Consider the following 19,569-nt stretch of genomic DNA (forward strand, 5'->3'; position numbering starts at 1 on the left):
GCCATATTAATACCAACTCTATCAATCATCTAATTGAACATATTGGTAGAAAAAAAGATCCGGTATTCCTTCCGAATTTTAGAGACGCAATTATAGGCATTTATTTCACATTTACTAGAGGTGGAGAAGAAAATGATTATTACGTATATGAAATAATACAGCGGCTAATCTTTTCTTTATTAACCACTGTATTTAACTAACTCATTAACGCTGCTAACCCACTGTTTCTCTGAGTTTTAATCATTACACCTCGCGCCACCACTTTCTCTGTTGCGAACAGATCGAGTTTTTTCTTAGCTCGTGTTACACCAGTGTAAATCAACTCTCGCGTTAAGATTGGGCTGAACTCAGCAGGTAAAGCTAAAACGGTATGTTCAAACTCAGACCCTTGAGATTTATGAATCGTCATCGCATACACGGTTTCATGCTCTGGTAATTGGCTTGGTAATACTCCACGAATCGAACCATCTGGCATATCAAAATAAACACGTAGACGTTGATCAACAGGATCTGGCATCGCAATACCAATATCACCATTATAAAGACCTACGCCATAATCATTTTGAGTCACCATCACCGGGCGACCTGAATACCACACTTCATCACCATGAGGAATCAAATCAGATTTTCTTAATCCTTTTTCAATTCGTTGATTAAGTCCTACAACCCCAAAGTCGCCTTCGCGCATTGCACACAATAATTGAATATGGCTAAAGGCTTTTAGTGCCACTTCTGGTTTATCGCCCGCATGGATATGGCCTAAATAACTGCGATAGCCATTCACCATCATGGTGATCATTGCGTTATAACTGTCATTACTTAAATCATGAAAACGAATATCAGAGAACCCTTTGGCCCATACCGCTTCTACTTTAAATTTACTGCCTTCATTAATGGCTTTAGCTAATTGTCCAATCCCTGAGCGTGCATCAAAACGGTAACTCTTTTGCAGCATACACAAGCTATCGGCTACCGCGTTATTGTGCGACTGCACAGGCAAAGCATAGCCTGTTAATTGAGATAATTGTTGTGCTTGATTCTGACTGTAACCCATTTTAGTAAACTGACAGATATCACCTAACACCGCACCCGCTTCAACCGAGGCTAGCTGATCTTTATCACCCAATAAAATAACACGCGCGTGTTCTGGTACCGCATCGAGTAGTCGGGCCATCATAGGTAAATCGACCATCGAGGCTTCATCCACCACCAATACATCAAGGTGTAACGGGTTCGATTTATTATGACGAAAATCTACTTGGTTTGGAATATAACCAAGCAAGCGATGCAGCGTACTTGCGTCTGTCGGGATCGCTTCTTTTACTTCTGGTGCTAAACCAATAGATTGCACCGCTTGACCAATGGATTCAGTCAAACGCGCTGCGGCTTTACCCGTTGGAGCAACTAACTTAATTGCGATACTTTTATTATCTTGCTGAGCTTGAGTCACTAGGGAAGCCAAAAGCTTAGTAACCGTGGTTGTTTTACCCGTTCCTGGGCCACCAGAGATCACAGAGAATCGACGAGTTAACGCTACCGCTGCCGCAACTTTCTGCCAATTCACACAGTGTTTGGTTGGGATTAAGTTATCCAGCGGTTCTAATTCTGAAGACTTAGTGGCTGCGAGTAAAACCGCATCAATCGCTTGCCAATCTAACTCACTAGAACTAGATCCCACAACATCGAGCATATCGCACACTAATTGCTGACGAGATACTTGATTATTATTTTCTAATTTTTTAAGCCCACTGAATAAAAAATGGTATTGGCGAGCAAATAGCTCATCCAATGTATTCGATAACTGAGGGTTTACCGCCACGCTTTGCGCCGCTTTAGTGATACGGTTGGCAACACGCTGCTCAAACGACCAATAACGTTGTAAATACAAACGAGTTCCATCAAAGGCTAGTGGCGTTGCTTCCGTGCCATTAGATACCGTCGATGCCGCTGATAATTCACTAATCCACTGGGTTTTCTCTGGTACTAACGCTAACAATGCATCACGATATTTTGCGGGCAACGTAAACAAATCACCTTGCTCTACTTGCTCGATATCTATACACACATGGCCTTTACCTAACTCATGGCTAGTCATTGCGGCGAGCAACATGATTAAATTTTTATCGCTGTTCTTTTCCTGTTGGCCTAAAAACTTAGCTAATTGAAGATCCAATGGGCGAAGTACACCATGAGCCATTAAGTGTTGTAATTGCTTAAGCATCGACTGTTTCTCCATTTACCAATTGCTCTAATTCTTCTAATAACACTTCACTTGGTTTTGAATAAAAGACCCCATTTGAATTGCTATCATGCCCCTCATGACTCTCTTCAATACCACGCAAGAAAATATAATACGCTCCACCAAAATGAGTGTCGTAATTATAATCGGCAATACGGCTTTTCAAGAATCTATGCAGCGCTAAAGCATACAACTGATATTGGAAGTCATAACGGTGATCTCGCATTGCTTCCATTAAAGCATCACCGCCGTAGCATTCTGGAGAATCGCCTAAATGGTTAGATTTCCAATCGAGAACGTAATATTTTCCTTCATGCTCAAACACTAAATCGATAAAGCCTTTCAACATTCCACTCACGGTAGAAAAGCCTAACTCACCCGCACGTGCAGAGACTTCATCGTGTTTAGCGATGGTTTTATTGACCAAGCTTGAGTTCAATAGCGTTATCGGCAATAAAAACTCCATTTCAACCAAACGTTGAGTTGGGCCTTTGCTTGCCAATCGTAAATCGTGACCATCCAACGGACAATCGAGCACGCGTTGCATCATGCTTTGAACGACGTCTAACCATTCCACATCGTAGTTTTCTTTTTCTAATAGCTTGATGATTATTTGTGTATTTTCTTCGCTGTTAATTGGTTGAGTAAATTCAACCTCTTCAAACAATGAGTGTAAAAACGTACCCGCTCTCGCACCACGAGGAAAAGTGAATATCGTGCGCTCTGGCTCTAAATCCAATTCTTTGTCGTCTTTATCTTCAGCGGAATCTATATCCAAATTAATTAATTCTAACGAGGCGTCATTATGATGATTACCTTGTTTCACCAAACCGGAATAACTGGTCATCCACCAATTACTTTTCACAGGCTGGTTCAATTTGTTGGCCGTTAATGCTAATAAGTTGTCTTCTGTCTCTTTATAAAGCACATCACTTAAGGTTTGAGGTGACTGGATCACCATAGGCGAATTGCCTGCTATTAATTTTTCAAGACACGCTTGAAGCTCAGCAATATCACATTCATCCGCTTGTTGGATCAAATACCCTAAACCAGAAAGGTGCACACCCGTTGGTGGTTTTTTCGATGTGCCTTTACCGATAGGTGCCATGCCAATATAACAAGCGTAAACAGCACGAGTTAACGCTACATAAATTAAACGTAAATCTTCTGCTAAGCGTTCTTTCTCGGCTTTTTCGACCGACTCATCTTCCTTTAATAAATCTAAAACAGAATAACGATTGTCTTCATCATAAAAACTAACTTCGCCTTTTTTATCCACGGCTCGATAGGAGCAAACAAAAGGCAAAAAGACGAGATCGTATTCCAACCCTTTTGATTTATGAATCGTCACGATCTGCACCAAGTTACGCTCAGATTCTAAACGTACCGTTTGCTCTTCAGCATCGCCATTAGGTTCAGAAATCGCATCAGATAACCAACGCAACAATCCATAATCACTGTCGAGGGTTTGGCTTGTTTGTTGTAATAATTCACCAATATGAAGTAAATCAGTTAAATGACGTTCACCGCCATTTTCAGCCAATAAACGCTCTGAAATACCTTGTTGAGTAATAATTTGATGCAACATAGGCATGATGCCACGTTGTAACCAATGCTTACGGTAGGCACGGAACTCATTAACGGCTAATTCCCACTGCATTTCATCAACATTAAATTGATGCAGTTGATCGGCCGTATAAGCAAACAAAGACGAGGCTAATGCAGAACGTACCGCTCGTGCATCCGTTGGCGTCATTGCAGCCTGCAATAAACGCAAAATGTCTTTAGCTAAAGGAGAAGAAAACACACTGTCTCGGTTCGACAAATAAACACTGGCGATACCCTGTTTTGATAATGCTTCTCGAACCAATTTCCCTTCTTTACCAGTACGAACCAGTACGGCAATATTCCCAGCTTTAATCGCTTCTTTTTTCTCTCCATTTTTTAGGTGCGCAGACCCTTGTTGAGATCCGGTCAAAATGGTTTGAATTTGCGCCGCCGTCGATTCCGCCATTACTCGTTGGTAATTGCCTTTGTTTATCGGGTTACCATCTTTGCTTTCTTGTAACCAAAACGTCATTGCAGGCTGAGTTTGATTATCTAACGACCACGATTTTTGTTCCGCATTAATCGGATTATATTTCACCGGATAAAACGGAATATCATCATCGTATAAAAACGGTTGTTTACCATGCTCAAAAATACGGTTTACTGACGACACCATATCGGCAGTTGATCGCCAGTTAGTATCAAGAGTGTAGTGATCTGCCACTTGGCGACGTGCCTGAATATACGTAAATATATCTGCGCCACGGAAAGCATAAATAGCCTGCTTTGGATCGCCAATCATGAACAAACCACACTGTGATTGATCTTGATAGATGGTATTAAAAATAGAATATTGAAGTGGATCGGTATCTTGGAATTCATCAATCAAAGCAATTGGGTATTGCTCGCGGATCTTTTCTAGCAGTAAAGCGTTCTCTTGATTTTCGGTTGCAGCCGACAACTGAGTCAGCAAGTCATCAAACGATAACCAGTTCTTCTGCTCTTTTGCTTGCTGTAAGGTTTCTCGACAGCGATGAATAGCTAAAGATAACAATGGCTGTTTTATTTCTAATGGCTGCGCTAAAAAGCCATCAATTAATTTAAATACTGCGTGTTCTGGTGCTTCGCCTTTTTTGGTCTTATCAATTAATAACGATTGAGAAAATTTTTCTAATTTGTCATGAATTTGCAGCGAAGTCGTTGGGTTACTTGCCCATACTGACACTTGCTCTAACCAATTTGGTAAATTCTTTTTAGTGTAGCTGCGTTTATCTACGCCCGAACCCGAGATCAAAGCTTCAAAATCAGCACAATGTGACGACCATTGCTGCTTTAATTCATCGATTCGTGCAATACCCTGCTGACAGAACTCTTCTAGTGAGTTTTCTAATGGCTCAACCGTTAAATGCTTTGGGACACCAGTAAGACTATTGCCCATATCACCTAATAATGCAGAAGGGCTTGGCCAGCAATCGTAAACACTTTCAGCCACCATTTTTGGCAGATGATAAAAACTACGACGCCAAAAATCTGCGGCCACTTGGTGCATTAATTTGGCTTGGTCGGTAACAAATTCACTTTCGAACTGGGCACCCGATTCAAAGGCATTTTGGGTTAGCATGCGCTGACAAAAGCCATGAATGGTAAAGATTGAGGCTTCATCCATACTGCGTTCAGCATTCAATAATACGTGTGCTGCCGACTTATGATCAGAAATAGCCGCTAATAGCGGGTCAATAACGGGATCGCCACTCTTATAATCACTTTTATGCACAGCACGAGCAAACGCTAAACGGGCATCATGGATCTTAGCTCGAATACGTTCTCTTAATTCTGCGGTTGCCGCTTCCGTAAAAGTCACTACCAGTATTTTATCTACGGTTAATTCTTCACTATGGCGACTGTTCTCATCACCATGCCCTAATAGTAAACGTAGATATAAACTGGCAATGGTAAAGGTTTTACCTGTACCTGCGGAAGCTTCAATTAAACGTGTCCCATGTAAAGGAAACGTCATTGCATTCAATTGATTTGGAGCTGCGATTGTCGTCATCGAACATCACCATTTTTATTTATCATCAACACTCTGTTTTTACAGACTATTTGTGTGACCCATATCGTAGTTCATTAGGAACAACGATAATAAAATTAATAAAGCGACCAATGTGAGATCTTTCTCACGGTTCACTTTTTATGCTTTGTTACACTCAGCGCACTTACAAAAAGCTCATTAAATGTGCATTTGTATTAAAGGATTCGGTCAACCTCTGACCTGTGGCCGTACAGCGAACGCCCTACACTAAAAATGATTTACTGGCGGCCACCCTACTCTTTTCTTCCGTGCTTCTTCTTCAATACCTTCTTTCTTAAGCATTGCTTTGTTTTAAATTACAGTTTTTCTTTCTCACTGTGTAACAAGGCATCATGTAAAACGTTTTTCGCGTTATCAAAAATAGTCTGACCTAATTCGTCATTCCACTCAGGCCACATACGCATGACATAATCATTGCTGTTTTCACCCGCGTAACGAGTTCCACTGTATTCATCTGCCATTTTTTTCAGTGCTTTTTCATGTGTTTCTTCATCGTCATTCCACACACCTTTTTTATCTATGTGTGCTTCTAGTCCAGCCAACGCGGCTTTTGGTAAATAAGGCAATGGCGCACAGTTACCAGAAATATAAAGGCTCAATATAACCTCTAAATGTTGATACGCTTTTTCTGTTTCAATTGGCTCAAAATGATAAATCGCATCGGTGCCAAACAGGTGAGTAAACTGTTGTTGCTTCATCGCACACAAACAAAGATGATCAATCCACGTAGCTAAAACTTCATGAGAACGAATTTTACCACCACGATAACGTAGCATTCCTTCTTTATAACGCTGTTTTAGCCAGCCTTGTAATTCCATTTCACCATGAGGAAAAGTAAAGCGTAAACGCACTTCTTGATCTTCTAATGGCGATGTCGTTAATGGCTGAATATGAGCCACTAACTCTTTTACCGTGTTCACTTCTTTGTCTGCCGCGATCTCACCAAAGCTACCAATAGGTAATTTTCCTTGCGCTTTTTGTTGCTGATAAAACTCACGACTTAGTTGAGATACTTGGTTAGGATCATCATAGGCCAATAACTCTTCTAGCAATTCTGATTTCATTCCATAACCAGTACGACCATCAATAGAAAACGGTTCATCATCTTCAACTCGACTCTCTACCGTTTCAAAAAATACTTTTAAACCACGGTTAAAGAAATAGGCTACAGGCAAGCGCCAAAAGCGTTGTAGTTCGGTTAATTCAAGCTCTTTTGATTCTGGTGCAAACACTAAAGGTTCAGTTTGGAATTCTGGCGCGGCTTGGCCTTCTAGTTTTGCGGTTGGCAGCCATTCACTGGCATAACTGGTGTTATCACCCACAAAACTCTGTTGGCTATAAGGAACCAAAGGATGTTCTATTGTTAATTTTTTAACTAAGCGTTTAGCTGACTCTTCAGGGTTCAGCTCACTATCGCCATCTAGACAATAACTTTGCTGACAATACTCAAGCAGTTCACTCACCAAAACAGAAGGGGCTTTTTCTGTGTTATCTCGAATAGAGCGACCTATATAGCTGAGATAAAACGCTTTATTCGCCGATTGCAGTGCTTCTAAAAACAGATATCTATCATCATCTCGACGAGAACGATCACCCGGTTTCATGCGTTTCTGCATTAAATCGAAACCTTCAACTGGCATGGTTCGCGGATAAGACCCATCCGTCATACCAAGTAAACAGACCACATCAAATGGAATTGAACGCATCGGCATCAAGGTACAGAAATTAACTTGTCCGGCTAAGAATCGTTGACTTGCTTTGCCACCTGACAAATTATTTTTCAGGTAATTATTAATAATTGCCGCTGAAATTGGCGCTTCAAAGCCCGCATCTTCTAAATTTTCTTCCAGTTTTTGCAATTGATCTCGAATGCTTTTAACGACCAGCTCACCTTCTAATTCGACAAGTAAAAAATCGTCCATTAGTTGGTTAATAATGGTGCGCCATGCATTAATTGTTTGCGCTTGGCCTAGGATGATCTGATAAGTCAAAAGCTGATCAATAAAGTGCGCTAAGTTACCTGCGATTTCGGCATTCATGCCTTGCACTTGTTCGTAGCTCGCCATGCCTTCAAATAAGCCCGCGTCTTGCTCCATCGCATAACCAAGCAACATTCTCTGAATACCAAATAGCCATGAGTTTTGATTATGTTCAGGAAGATCAAAATGCGCGGAGGTGCTGTTATCCAATCCCCAGCGAATACCGGTTTCTTCTGCCCATCGTTTTACTATTTCAAACTGCTCGGCATTAAATTTAAAACGAGACATGACGGCAGGAACTTCCAACAAACTTAATAACTCTGATAAACCACAACGATTTTCAGGCAACGCCATTAAATTCATAAAAGCCAATAGCACTGGGTTTTCTTGCTCGGCACTTTGATCGGAAATAGCAAAAGGAATGTAGCGATCGAATGCTGCGTTACCAAAGACGGCTTGGATCGCCGCACTGTACACATTGATATCTGCCACCATCACAATAATATCGCGAGGTTTTAATTCTGGATCATTGGCAAACATATCCAATAATTGATCGTGTAAAACTTCTACTTCACGCATTGGGCTATGACATGAATGCAAAAGAATCGAACGATCATCAGCGCTGATTGGTTGCTTGTGCTCACTGTTATCAAGCACATCATCACGACTGCGTTCTTCTAAATTTAAAATATCAGATTGGATAGAATGTAAGAGGTTGTCATTATCTACATCAACAAAAGCATCAATCTCTTGCGCTTCCATTTCTGATAATAGACAAAGATTATCTCGACCTAATTTCCCCCATGATGCAAGCAGTGAATTACCTACTTCTGAAGTGTGCAGCTCATCTTCAAAATTTGCATCAAGCGATCCTTTTAATTGCTCCGTATCACCGATTTGCTCACTGTGATCATCTAACCATTTTACTTGCAGACGATTACGCGCTTCTAGACGAGCGAGGTATTTTCTGTCTCGAATTTCACCCCAGTAATAACGACAAGGATTGGTAAACATTAAATGCACATCAATGTGTTGCCCAAGAGCCGCTAGCGCATCTAAATAACGAGGAGGCAATGAAGTGATACCCACCACAAATAAACGCTTAGGCATACCTTTTGGCAAGGTTCCCGTTTGCAGATAATTTTCTAAGGTTTCAATAAAGTGCTCGAACATATTGGCACGATGATAAGGAGAATGACCCAGCGCTAAGGTTTGATCATACAAGGCTTGCCATAAAATTGGTTGCCAAGGATGTTCGCCTTCTAATTCGGTTACCTCTTCACCTGCTTCCCACTTTTGGATCCACTCTGGGCGGAATACTAAATATTGGTCAAAGATATCGGCAATTTTTGCAGCTAATTGGTAGCACTTAAGTTGGTTTTCATCATTTTCTAAATAGCGTTGCAGTGGGGCAAATTCATCTTGTTTTAATAACTCTGGTAATAACGTCACTATCTTCCACGTCATGGCTTCTTTATTAAAAGCACTGCGCTTTGGCACGTCATCCAGAACCTGAGTAAACAAGTCCCAAATAAAAGTAGCAGGAAGTGGAAAGGTAAGATTGGCGGCAATGCCTAACTCTTTTGCGAGTTCGATTTTAAGCCATTGCGACATACCCGGGCTTTGAACGAGAATTTGTTCTTGCTCAAATGGGTTATCAAGAGGGTTTAGACGAATTAATTCAACGACAAGAGATTTAAGAACATCAAGTTGATTTGAATGATAAACAGTAAACACACCCAGCTCGCTTATAAAGAAATGAAAGTCTCTATAGCTTAACGTAACTGGATGTGTTTTAAGAGAAAAAGATTACGAATTTAGTGTGCGTGTTTAGGGTTAACTAAGCGATTTGTCATGCGAGTAATCGGACGGTAATGAGCTAAATAATGCGCAGCAACATAACTAACAACACAGGTTGCTACCACTAATTCAACAACGGCAAGCATTCTGACTTGGTAAACATAATCAGCAATGACACCTTGCGATAACATCCAATTAGCCGTTTTAAATAATGCCGTTGCACCAATCACCATTGGGAAGGTAAATGCAGCATAGCCAGGGCTAAATGGCAGTCTCATTAATTTAAAGAAAGCCATGTAGATAACACTGGTCATCAACACTGCAATACCAAATAGAAGCGCAATTATCACTGGTGATGGTGAAGCGGTGACGGTTAGATAACCCGCCAATGATAAACTTGCTGGTGCCGCCATGATTGCGATGGTTGGTTTTGCAGCGTCAGGGACTTCGTTACAAAACATTAAACGGTAGATCATAATTGGCAGCATGATGGCATAGATAATTAAACCAAACATTAATATCCAATGTGCGGCTGGTGCTAATGCCGGATTACCAGAAAATGAAACATCCGCAACGATTAGACCTACTGGTGGTACAAACCAACTTGGAACCATGTGGTGTAATTCAAAATCTTTTGCTCGATGATAAATAAAAGAAGCTAAGAAAATAAAATGAAGCGCAATTGCAGCTAGCCATAAAGCATCACCAGCCGCTGGATAAAAATGCCCAAGACTGCTTGATACGACCATTGTTCCCATAGCAAATGTTGGAGCTACGCTGCCTACAACAGGATGTGCAAGCTCACTCCACAATACTGCTGGGTGTAATAAAAATTTAACCGCTAAAATAAGTAATAATACTGAAGCGATAGCTGCTGAGATCCATTGTGCATAGCCGTTTAAAGGAAGTGCATTTTCCCAGCTCCAACCTAAACTTGCGATCCCAAGAGCTAACCCTGCCATTGGTGTTGGTGCGCCTGCTACTTTTTGTTTTGTGTAATTAAGCATGACATTGTTCTCTTTACTATTTAACGATGAAGCCAGTTTACTACCCGTTAATCATTAATAAAATTTGAATAAATTAAAGACTACGTTAAAATAAAATTAACGATGATAATCTATTAGTATTTAGGACTTCCTGTCATGAGAATTTCACTAAAACAACTCAATGTATTTACGGCAATTGCTCAAGAAAAAACAATGACAAAAGCGGCTCAGCGACTGTTTATTACAAAGCCGGCGGTAAGCCTTTCATTATCTGAGCTTGAAAAAAATTTAGGTTACAAAATATTTGATCGCGTAAATAATCGCTTAGTGTTAAATAGCGAAGGCCGCCAACTCCTTCCTTTAGCGGATGAATTACTAGAACGAGCAGAAGCCATCGAGCATCAATTTACTGTAGATAGCCAACTAACTGGTTCATTAAATATTGGTGCCAGTGATACGATTGGTAATCATATTGCACCAGTATTACTTAATCAATTTCAACAACAGCATCCTTGTGATATCCAACAATTATTGATTTCCAATACCGCACAAATCATAAATCGATTATTAGAGTTTCAATTAGATATAGGTTTAGTTGAAGGTAAAGTACATCATCCAAAATTAAATATAATTAAATGGCAATGTGACGAGATGTATTTAGTGTGCGCCCCTTCTCATCCGTTGGCAACTAAGAATAAAATTAGCTTAGATGATTTAGAACATTCTACTTGGCTGTTACGAGAAGAAGGTTCTGGTAGTCGAGAATATTTCCTTAATCATATTGCCTCTAATTTAAATGACTGGCATGAATCTCTACAACTTCACACCACAGAAGCTATTATTAATTGCTGCTCACAAAACATGGGATTAGCATGTTTATCTCAACTTGCTGCTCAAAATGCGATTAATGACGGGAGATTAATTAAATTACATTATGATAAATCACTAATACGACAATACTGGCTCTTATTACATAAAGAAAAATACCAAACTCCACTACTAAAAACATTTCTCGCTTATTGTGAAGAGAGTTAACTAGCTCCAATTTTAGTACCTCTAAGTGGACAAAAAAGTTGATTTACTGTATAAAACACCAGTTAATTTTAAAGGAGAGACGACCATGGCTGTTATCGTCAAATATGTAGTTGAGCGCAACGGAGAAGAGAAGATGACTTTTACCTCTAAAACTGAAGCCGATGCTTATGACAAAATGCTGGATGTTGCAGATGAGCTTTTTACTCTGCTAAATGAAAGTAATTTAATTGAAGATGAAGGGAAACAAGAAGAATTATCTCTTTATCTGGCTAAGCACAAAGAAGATGTCTTAGTTGCTTTAGGCGCAAAACGTAAACCTGCACCTAAAAAAGCAAAAATTGAAGCAGTAAAAGATGAAGAATCTGACGCGGCTTAATTCTAAAAAGAATACATATTAAAATACAAATAGCAGCCTAATGGGCTGCTATTTTATTCTCTGCTCCCTATCTATTAATTTCCTTTTCTTACACTCTTTCTTCATTCTTACTAAATATTTATTACTTTCGCCCTTCTATATCACAGCAACTCTCTTTATGATGTGAAGTAAGATTTATTTTTAAATACTAATATTTATATGGAAATGGAGAATCATTACATGGCTCATTTTGCTCTTGCCTTTGGTACCGCAACAAAAAACCGCGACAATAAAATCATTGAAGCATTTTTCCCACACCCAGTATTAAATCCTTCTGAAGCACTAGTTAATTCTATTGCCCAAGCAAGTGGTTATGCTGAAGGCAACCAAGCTATCGAAATTTCTTCTGAAGTTTGTACTGAACTTGCTAATGCATTTGCAGCGAATGGTGATATTGCAAACGCAGCATTTGCAGAAAAAGCAGTTCAATCTAAACAACCTCTTGTTCTTGTTGTTCTAGCTACTGATGAGCAATCTAAATCTGTTGCTGAAGGTTTCTTAAAGCTTCAACTTATCTCTAACCGTTTAGTTAAACCACATGGCACAGTATTAGACGGCATCTTTGGTCTTCTTCACAATATTGCGTGGACTAACCAAGGTCCTATCGATCTTCCTGAGCTTGCTGATCGTCAAATCGAAGCACGCCTAGCTGGTGAAACACTGACTGTCGATTGTGTTGATAAATTCCCTAAAATGGTGGATTACATTGTTCCTACTGGTGTCCGCATTGCCGATACTTCACGAGTTCGTTTAGGCGCACATGTAGGTGAAGGCACAACTGTAATGCATGAAGGCTTCATCAACTTTAACGCTGGTACTACTGGTGTGAGTATGGTTGAAGGTCGTATTTCTGCAGGTGTTGTTGTAGGAAACGGCTCAGATATCGGCGGTGGTGCTTCTATCATGGGTACGCTTTCTGGTGGCGGTAAGATGGTAATCTCTATTGGTGAGAACTGCCTACTTGGTGCTAACGCTGGTCTTGGTTTCCCAATGGGTGATCGTTGTACGATTGAATCTGGCCTATATGTTACTGCTGGCACAAAAGTAAGCATGCTAGATAACCAAGGAAAAGAAGTTGAAGTAGCGAAAGCTCGTGATCTGGCTGGCAAAACAGATCTTCTGTTCCGTCGCAACTCTATCACTGGTCAAATCGAATGTTTAACTAACAAATCTGCGATTGAACTGAACAGCGAATTACACAGTAATAACTAATTTTTCATTTGAGTATTTAAATATCGCATTCATGCTCTATTCATCAATACCAAGGTAATCTAATGGTCAGTAGCTTAATTGTTACTGACCATTTTTTATTTATATAGGAAACTCAATGAGACTATTACTTGCTTTATTACTGCCTTGGTTACAGTTTTTTACTATAGGTCGTCCATTTAGCGGCATTATTTGTCTTATCTTACAAATAACCTTAATTGGTTGGATCCCAGCTGCTATTTGGTCTGTCTATGCACTAAGTCAATATAGAACAGATGAAAAAATTAAAGACGCTTTTGGGCGATAAGAATTAAATTTAGTAGGTAGTGAACACTAAGTTCTATAAGCAATAACGCTTTTCTCAATGGTTTGAATGAGCAACTCTTTGAGCCATTGATAACGTTTATTTTCTTTATTTCTGGTTTGCCAAATCAATTGAATATCAAACTCACCAACATCAATGGGAGGCTCTGAATGCACCAATTTTTCAGAAAAAAGATCGAGTTGAGCCATTAACTCTGGAACGACACAGATTAAGTCTCTTTTTTTCATTAAATGCCTGATGGTTAAAAAGTGCTTAGAAGCGACGCTAACTGAACGATGCACTCCTAATCCCTTTAATTTACTATCTACGCCTGTTTTCAATGCACCGTCAGGACTCACTAAGGCATGGGGTAACGATATATATTCATCAAGCGTTATCGGCGTTTTAAATTGATGCCGATTACCATCCCACATACATACGTGCTTTTCTGTGTATAGCGTTTGATATTGAAACTCTTTTTGCTCTGGTTTCATACTGCCAATAATTAAATCAAGTGGCTCGGAATCAAACCTATCTTGATAATTGGCTTTATCTACCGTAGTAAAACAGAGCTGTGCATTTAGTGCTAATTGGTGAATTGCATCAAAAATATCAGCAGCAAAAAGAAGCTCTGCGTAATCCGTCATTCCAATTTTAAACGTTCCAGTAAACTCACTCGCCTCAAACGTATCAACTTTTAAAATATCGCCAGAAATTGTCTGTAATACTTTAGTTACCATTGGATACAACTGGTTAGCTTTAGCGGTTGGTATCATTTTATGTCCTTGTCGTTCAAACAATGGATCATGTAATAACTCACGCAAGCGAGAGAGACTGTGGCTCATCGCCGATTGCCCAACAAATAATTTATTCGCCGCCAGTGAAACACTTTTAGTTTCCATTAACGCACTGAACACGACCAATAAATTAAGGTCTACCGCCTTCCAATTAATTTCATTCATAGTTAGTAGTAATTTAATCGATTTGAATAATTTGATAGTAACTCTTAATCTTACTTCCATCAAAACTGAATATCCAAATTTGGATGACACATCAAAAAGCTGAGTACATTATGTTTGAAATATTTAAACGATTTTTTCTTTTAGGTTGGGTTAGCTTCGGTGGGCCAGCGGCTCATATTGGCTATTTCAGAAATGAATTTGTTCAAAAGCGTGGTTGGATAAGTGAAGAAGAATACGCTCAACTGATCGCGCTAAGTCAGTTTTTGCCGGGTCCAGGTTCAAGCCAAGTAGGCTTTGCTTTGGGTTATCACAGAAAAGGACTCTTTGGCGCTCTACTCGCATCAATTGGTTTTACATTGCCTTCTATTCTTATCATGGTCTTATTAGCAAACATAAGCCATTCATTCTTTGGTAATGACATCTTTGAAGGCATCATTCATGGATTGAAATTATTAGCTGTTGTCGTTGTTACTGACGCAATAATGGGAATGTATAAGAGTTTTTGTAAGGACAAAATCACCGTACTTTTATGTATTATGACGGCGAGCTTGTTATTAATTCTTCCCTCTATAAGCACTCAATTAATTGCCTTATTAATTGCCGCTATCGTTGGACGAGTTTATCTAAAATCAGACCAATCTACTGAAGTTAAAAAAGAATCTAAAGGCATTAACTGGTTACCCTTAATTATCTTTGCACTTTGTTTCTTTGCTTTACCAGCTATCGTCAATCATTCGCCATTACTTCTTCTTTTTTCTGATTTCTTCCAAGCAGGTAGTTTAGTCTTTGGTGGTGGTCATGTCGTCTTACCATTACTGCAAAATATCGTTGGCGACCAAATTAGTACTGATAGCTTCTTAACGGGTTATGCTGCTGCACAAGCAGTTCCGGGGCCAATGTTCACCTTTGCTACTTTCTTAGGTTATGAACTATGGAGTGAGCAGCCTGTACTTGGCACTTTAGTAGCAACTATTGCGATTTTCTTACCTGGGTTTTTATTGGTACTTGGTGTATTTAGCCACTGGCAAGTACTTGCTCAAAAACCAGCATTAGCAGGTGCAATTACAGGGATTAATGCATCAGTGGTCGGTTTACTAATCGCTGCACTTTATGACCCTGTATTTACCAGTGCTGTTGGTTCTGGTTTAGATATGGCACTAGTTATTATTGGTTTTGCATTATTAAAAGTACTTAAATTACCGATTGTAGGCTTAGTGAGTTTCTTTATTGCTGCTGGTGCTACGTTGCCTTTTATTGGTTGATTTATAATAAATTAGGTTCAAGCAACTGTTTGAACCTAATAAAATTCACTGTACCTTGATATCATTGTTTGCAAAGTAACGCCTTGAACCTCATTCCACCTGTCACTCCACTCTGCTTTAATATTTATTTCTTTTAATGTAGTTACATTCGCACCCGAAACAACAATTGACATGCGATCAATCACATCCCAACTAACTTTATAGCCATTAATATCCTCTGGTGTAGTTTGAGTAATGATCGTTTTAAACTGAATTGTCCCATCCTCACCATCTATTGAACGAGTTCTAAAATATTCTAGTTTAGACTCCGCCACATACAATGCTTGAATACTATTTACTGCATATTCAGATTTTTTATCAACGTAAACTTGTAGTTTAATCAGCCCCATAACACCGACAACCAGCAATACAAATGAAATAATAACTTCAAGTAAACTAAATCCATTTTGTTTAGAAATCATGCCAAGATCCTTTAACCCACCGAGGTTGTACAAGGCCAGAAACTAACTTATTTACGATATCACTGTTATATTTAAAATTTGAGCTAGTATAAAAAATAGCAGATTGATCTTTCGTATCAAAAAATTGCCCACCTAGCAGTGTAAATGCACCATGCTGATAAAAAGAGGCCGTAGTTAAAAATTCTGATGGGTATAATGAGCTAGGCGTTCCCCCATGAGGATATAATTTGCTATATGCATCAGTCCCATACCAATTACTCCCATCTGTAGGAACTGAATAATCATGATTAAAATGAAAAATAACCCCTTTCATATCTTTGGCAGTAGTACCTGGAGGAGCACCCATTATTGACAAAGAACCATCATGAATAACGATAAAAGCTCCATTCAAACTATTATTCATTACTTCTGAAAAACCTTCATATTGCGCCGAAGTAATCTCACAGCTACCCTCAACCCAAATATATTCTTCGCCTGCATTGATTCTATTTTTTAATTTGGTACCACATTCAGATAAACGCTTATCACCCCCACTCCCTGAGCCATATAAAATATCAAACTTTCCATTATCTCGAATCGTGTTATGATCACTTGGTTCTATACCAAATAGATCTTTAAACGGTGATATCTTATCATCTCTTAAAAAATCAGATTTAAAATTAGAACTACCCGCTGCTGAATTTGTTTTATGCTCTGGGCTACAATCTTTGCCTTGATTATCAAAATCACTACTAGGTTTAACGCTATGATTCACCCCTGCATTGTTAACTGAACCGAAAGCGCCAATCTTATCTTTATATCTTACAGCTACACACTCCCATCCATCTGTCCCCAATTTTACAGGGTCAGGAGATGTGAAAGTAATACTTGAATAAAAATATAAATTAGAAGCCGATTGAATAGCACCATCACCACCAGAACCTCCGATTGTAAAATCTTTTTTTACGATTTGTGATAATTTATCTGCTTTAATTTGATAATTCATCCCTTGTGTAATCTGCAAATCAGTTAGATCTAAAGACGCACACTCAGGAATTGGTGTGCTAGGAACAGCTCCGATCGTCGATACTTTGGTAAATGCACATTCAACACCGCCTTCTGCTGCCCAATATCCTTTTCTCGCCTCTACTTCATTTTGAGCTCGCTTTATCTGATAAAAAATATGCTTATAGCTCCCTAAAGAAAAAATCAGTGACGCCATTAAAATGAAACTAGAAACAAGAAGGGTAATTGCACCTTTTTGATTTTTAATCATTTCCAGTTCCTTTGCTTTATTTTAATCTCAGAAGAATACCTATGGGCGGTATTTTTAAGTTCAGCATTTGTAGATATAGATAAATATGCAGAACTTACGGAACTACCAAGTGCTGTATAGTTCAATGTAAAATCAGTTACTTTAATAAGGTTATTATCTACAAGTGACAAGCATTGTGGTGAAAAATATATATCAGGGATAAATGATATATTTTTCCTTGAGCATATTTTTAATGTTTCAGATTCATATTTAAAACGAGCAAAGCGCCACTCAGAAGGTGAACCTGATTCAGATTGATAAATAAAACTCAGCTGAGCACCTGATATATGAATAACATCATTCGCTCCTGACAATATTTCAGAATAAGAACCGGAACGACTATAACCAGCCCTCTGACTCTCTTCTTTTATAAAGCGTAATGCATCATTTAAATCTTGGATTAGTAATAACTTTTGACTCCTATTTGCTGATATTTTTTGTCCCTCAACAAAAACATTACCAATTAACATTAAAGCAATTAAACCAAGACTTGATGCAACAAGAAGTTCAATTAAAGATGCACCTAATTGTTTATGGCTAACATTCGTTGTAACCATAAAAAGTGCCTCCATTTCCACATAATTTAATACGCCCTGTAATATTATGAGTTGATAGCTTTAATTGCTTCGCATTATCTTTATAAAAATAGAAACTTCTTGATAAGTTAGGAGTTGCTCTAACTGAATCAAAAGTAATTGATGACACACTTGAGGAAATTTTCATATCAGGATGATTTATTGAATCAATATAAGATAAGGAGGTTAATTTTATACCTGAGATTGTTGTTGCGGTGCTACCGGCAGGGTTTAAAGATATAATCCAATCTGTAGATTCATTAAGATAAAATAATTTTAATTCTTTATTTTGTAATACAGCCTCTGATTTTGCTTGAATAAAAAAACCTTCAACTTCACCTGCAAACCTCTTCATATTTTGATTTTCTAGCAGATGCGAAAAACTAGGCCCTGCAGCTACTAATAAAGTAGAAAGCACAGCGATAGCTATAACTAATTCAAACAGAGTAAACCCGCGAGTCATTTCACAATTTCCTTTGCAACATTCCATTATGGAAATTTCATCTTGCCACAAAGAGTAACACCTATTAAAAGTAGATATATTTTATTTCAATAAGTTATCGGAATGATTCGAATTTTTAGTCAAGTAAAGACATATAAGTTTCATCGTGGTGTGACATTAGTCGAATTACTAATTACCACCTCAATCATTGCAGTCCTAAGCACAATAGCTTACCCAAGCTATACTTCCTATATATTAAAAAGCCATAGAACTGAAGCTCTTGAAGCGCTAACGAAAACTCAACTTCATATAGAAAGCCTCTACTCAACCAGAACAGAAAGCACCTCAAAAGAAAAATACCAAGCGCTATTAGCGCTTACCATTAATAATAATAATGGTTCTTGCCTACAAGATCATATCTGTAAAGTTGATAATAATAGATATCTTCTTTCTTATAATTTAGCTAGCTCAAGTATGAGTATTTATACTTTATCAGCTACACCACAATCTGAGCTTGGTCAGAATAATGATAGATGTGGCACTTTAACTTTAAATGCTGGTGGTGTGGGTTTAAGTGATAGTTCAGGGTGTTGGTGATATTATCGATGTAGGTGAAATAGAAAGTCGTCTAGCTCCAACTCTTATAATAAAAAAACTAACGTTCTTTCTCAAAGAATAAGTAGAAAAAAGCCCATACCTTTCAATATGAGCCTTCTTTAATATGTCAGAGCTCTCAAAATTTGCGATCTTATAGCGAGGAAATCCGAAGTTCTTGCCTTAAATAACAAATAGCAAAAAGGCTCATATCTTTCGATATGAGCCTTCTCTAAATATGGCAGGGGTGGAGAGATTCGAACTCCCAACACGCGGATTTGGAATCCGCTGCTCTGCCAGTTGGAGCTACACCCCTGTAGTTATTTTAAAGACTTAACTCTGTCTATAAATAAGTGGCGGAGTGGACGGGAC

15 protein-coding genes and 1 tRNA gene are annotated in these 19,569 nt (G+C 38.7%); 6 read left to right on the top strand and 10 right to left on the bottom strand.

The genetic code is table 11. The features are described from left to right. Positions 1-196: 196 nt before the first annotated feature. The 4 genes from recD to A6E03_RS15610 all read right to left on the bottom strand — a co-directional run bounded on the left by recD (position 197) and on the right by A6E03_RS15610 (position 10,665). Positions 197-2,221: an exodeoxyribonuclease V subunit alpha gene (recD, locus tag A6E03_RS15595; protein WP_065601219.1), complete on the bottom strand. Its 2,025-nt coding sequence runs from the start codon at positions 2,219-2,221 to the stop codon at positions 197-199. Next, positions 2,214-5,840 (bottom strand): exodeoxyribonuclease V subunit beta, encoded by a 3,627-nt coding sequence (recB, locus tag A6E03_RS15600; RefSeq protein ID WP_065601220.1) that lies wholly within the window; start codon positions 5,838-5,840, stop codon positions 2,214-2,216. Before recB ends, recD begins: the two co-directional genes overlap by 8 nt. Before the next feature lie 335 nt (positions 5,841-6,175). Next, the gene (gene recC / locus A6E03_RS15605) at positions 6,176-9,595 is read right to left on the bottom strand and encodes an exodeoxyribonuclease V subunit gamma (RefSeq protein ID WP_065601221.1); all 3,420 of its coding nucleotides are present in this window, start codon (positions 9,593-9,595) and stop codon (positions 6,176-6,178) included. Positions 9,596-9,675: 80 nt separating this feature from the next. Next, the gene (locus A6E03_RS15610) at positions 9,676-10,665 is read right to left on the bottom strand and encodes a TDT family transporter (protein ID WP_065601222.1); all 990 of its coding nucleotides are present in this window, start codon (positions 10,663-10,665) and stop codon (positions 9,676-9,678) included. Positions 10,666-10,800: 135 nt separating this feature from the next. Here A6E03_RS15610 and A6E03_RS15615 point away from each other — a divergent pair, with 135 nt between their 5' ends. From A6E03_RS15615 to A6E03_RS15630, 4 genes are all read left to right on the top strand, one after another. Further along, on the top strand, positions 10,801-11,679 hold the full coding sequence (locus A6E03_RS15615) for a LysR substrate-binding domain-containing protein (protein ID WP_065601223.1): 879 nt from the start codon (positions 10,801-10,803) through the stop codon (positions 11,677-11,679). Between the two features lie 85 nt (positions 11,680-11,764). Then, positions 11,765-12,055 (top strand): YebG family protein, encoded by a 291-nt coding sequence (locus A6E03_RS15620; RefSeq protein ID WP_060993696.1) that lies wholly within the window; start codon positions 11,765-11,767, stop codon positions 12,053-12,055. Between the two features lie 219 nt (positions 12,056-12,274). Then, positions 12,275-13,306 (top strand): 2,3,4,5-tetrahydropyridine-2,6-dicarboxylate N-succinyltransferase, encoded by a 1,032-nt coding sequence (gene dapD, locus A6E03_RS15625; RefSeq protein WP_065601224.1) that lies wholly within the window; start codon positions 12,275-12,277, stop codon positions 13,304-13,306. A 115-nt stretch (positions 13,307-13,421) separates the two neighbouring features. Then, positions 13,422-13,610 (top strand): YqaE/Pmp3 family membrane protein, encoded by a 189-nt coding sequence (locus tag A6E03_RS15630; protein ID WP_045101342.1) that lies wholly within the window; start codon positions 13,422-13,424, stop codon positions 13,608-13,610. A 26-nt stretch (positions 13,611-13,636) separates the two neighbouring features. On the opposite strand, the gene A6E03_RS15635 is transcribed toward A6E03_RS15630, so the two are convergent. Further along, positions 13,637-14,629, bottom strand: a complete 993-nt coding sequence (locus A6E03_RS15635) for a LysR family transcriptional regulator (RefSeq protein WP_065601225.1) — start codon at positions 14,627-14,629, stop codon at positions 13,637-13,639. Positions 14,630-14,679: 50 nt separating this feature from the next. Here A6E03_RS15635 and chrA point away from each other — a divergent pair, with 50 nt between their 5' ends. Further along, the gene (gene chrA / locus A6E03_RS15640) at positions 14,680-15,831 is read left to right on the top strand and encodes a chromate efflux transporter (RefSeq protein WP_065601227.1); all 1,152 of its coding nucleotides are present in this window, start codon (positions 14,680-14,682) and stop codon (positions 15,829-15,831) included. A gap of 35 nt (positions 15,832-15,866) precedes the next feature. On the opposite strand, the gene A6E03_RS15645 is transcribed toward chrA, so the two are convergent. Genes A6E03_RS15645 through A6E03_RS15660 form a run of 4 tightly spaced genes read right to left on the bottom strand, consistent with a single transcriptional unit; the run spans position 15,867 to position 18,675 of the window. After that, the gene (locus A6E03_RS15645) at positions 15,867-16,292 is read right to left on the bottom strand and encodes a prepilin-type N-terminal cleavage/methylation domain-containing protein (protein ID WP_065601226.1); all 426 of its coding nucleotides are present in this window, start codon (positions 16,290-16,292) and stop codon (positions 15,867-15,869) included. Next, complete coding sequence (locus tag A6E03_RS15650) at positions 16,282-17,547, bottom strand: hypothetical protein (protein WP_065592599.1); 1,266 nt, start codon at positions 17,545-17,547, stop codon at positions 16,282-16,284. Before A6E03_RS15650 ends, A6E03_RS15645 begins: the two co-directional genes overlap by 11 nt. Next, positions 17,544-18,143: a PilW family protein gene (locus tag A6E03_RS15655; protein WP_065592598.1), complete on the bottom strand. Its 600-nt coding sequence runs from the start codon at positions 18,141-18,143 to the stop codon at positions 17,544-17,546. Before A6E03_RS15655 ends, A6E03_RS15650 begins: the two co-directional genes overlap by 4 nt. Beyond that, entirely contained in the window at positions 18,124-18,675 is a 552-nt protein-coding gene (locus tag A6E03_RS15660; protein ID WP_255310654.1) for a prepilin-type N-terminal cleavage/methylation domain-containing protein, read from the bottom strand. Before A6E03_RS15660 ends, A6E03_RS15655 begins: the two co-directional genes overlap by 20 nt. Before the next feature lie 51 nt (positions 18,676-18,726). Between A6E03_RS15660 and A6E03_RS15665 the strand changes: the two genes are divergently transcribed. Further along, on the top strand, positions 18,727-19,200 hold the full coding sequence (locus tag A6E03_RS15665) for a type IV pilin protein (RefSeq protein ID WP_065592596.1): 474 nt from the start codon (positions 18,727-18,729) through the stop codon (positions 19,198-19,200). Positions 19,201-19,436: 236 nt separating this feature from the next. Here A6E03_RS15665 and A6E03_RS15670 read toward each other — a convergent pair. Continuing rightward, positions 19,437-19,513: transfer RNA gene (locus A6E03_RS15670), tRNA-Trp, on the bottom strand. Between the last annotated feature and the right edge of the window lie 56 nt (positions 19,514-19,569).

It is taken from the genome of Aliivibrio sp. 1S128, from assembly GCF_001691065.1.
Lineage (GTDB): Bacteria > Pseudomonadota > Gammaproteobacteria > Enterobacterales > Vibrionaceae > Aliivibrio.